Raw genomic sequence first — 1,349 nt, 5'->3', positions numbered from 1 at the left:
GGAATCGAACCCCCAACCTGCGGTTTTGGAGACCGCTGCTCAGCCAATTGAGCTACGGGCCTAACAAAAGAAGGCAGACAACCCACCTTCTTTTATAATCGAGTATTACTCGATGATTTTCGCTACAACGCCCGCACCTACTGTACGACCGCCTTCACGAATTGCGAAACGCAAACCTTCTTCCATCGCGATTGGCGCGATCAATTCTGCAGAAAGCTGTACGTTATCGCCAGGCATTACCATTTCAACGCCTTCTGGAAGCTCACATGCACCCGTTACGTCCGTAGTACGGAAGTAGAACTGTGGACGGTAGCCTTTGAAGAATGGCGTGTGACGACCACCTTCATCTTTGCTTAGTACGTATACTTCAGCTTCGAACTTAGTGTGCGGTTTAACAGAACCAGGAACACATAGAACCTGACCACGCTCAACGTCGTCACGCTTAGTACCACGTAGAAGAACACCAACGTTCTCGCCCGCACGACCTTCATCAAGAAGCTTACGGAACATCTCAACACCAGTACAAGTAGTGGTTTGAGTTTCACGGATACCGATGATTTCGATTTCGTCACCAACAGTGATGATACCACGCTCAACACGACCAGTTACTACCGTACCACGACCAGAGATAGAGAATACGTCCTCTACTGGCATTAGGAATGGCTGATCGATTGCACGCTCTGGCTCTGGGATGTACGTATCAAGCGCTTCAACAAGCTTCTTAACAGCAGTTGTACCCAACTCGTTGTCATCTTCGCCGTTCAATGCCATCAAAGCAGATCCAGGGATGATTGGAGTGTCGTCACCAGGGAATTCGTATTGATCTAGAAGCTCACGAAGCTCCATTTCAACCAACTCAAGCATTTCGTTGTATTCTTCAGTACCTGCACCGCCACAGTCTTCAGCAAGAAGGTCTGCTTTGTTCAAGAATACTACGATGTATGGAACACCAACCTGACGTGAAAGAAGGATATGCTCACGAGTCTGAGGCATTGGGCCGTCAGTCGCACCACATACTAGGATCGCGCCGTCCATTTGAGCAGCACCAGTGATCATGTTTTTCACGTAGTCCGCGTGTCCAGGACAGTCAACGTGCGCGTAGTGACGATCGTTTGAATCGTACTCTACGTGTGACGTTGCGATTGTAATACCACGCTCACGTTCTTCTGGAGCGTTATCGATGTTAGCGAAGTCTACCTTCTCACCACCGAATACTTCTGCACATACACGAGTAAGTGCTGCTGTTAGTGTTGTTTTGCCGTGGTCAACGTGGCCAATTGTTCCAACGTTAACGTGCGGCTTACTTCTTTCAAACTTTTCTTTTGCCATCCGAACATCTCCTATAGAAT

Annotated in this window: 1 protein-coding gene; it reads right to left on the bottom strand. The window is 48.4% G+C overall.

Annotated elements, in window-relative coordinates:
• Nucleotides 1-105 precede the first annotated feature (105 nt).
• Nucleotides 106-1,329: an elongation factor Tu gene (gene tuf / locus A3762_RS05270; protein ID WP_068478061.1), complete on the bottom strand. Its 1,224-nt coding sequence runs from the start codon at nucleotides 1,327-1,329 to the stop codon at nucleotides 106-108.
• Between the last annotated feature and the right edge of the window lie 20 nt (nucleotides 1,330-1,349).

This window comes from Oleiphilus sp. HI0125, assembly GCF_001635355.1.
Note: the sequence above shows the minus strand (reverse complement) of the source record. Positions and strands in the feature narration are given on the sequence as shown.

Excerpts from the sequence above, each read along its gene's own strand:
- tuf (WP_068478061.1), bottom strand. The coding sequence starts at position 1,329 with ATGGCAAAAGAAAAGTTTGAAAGAAGTAAGCCGCACGTTAACGTTGGA.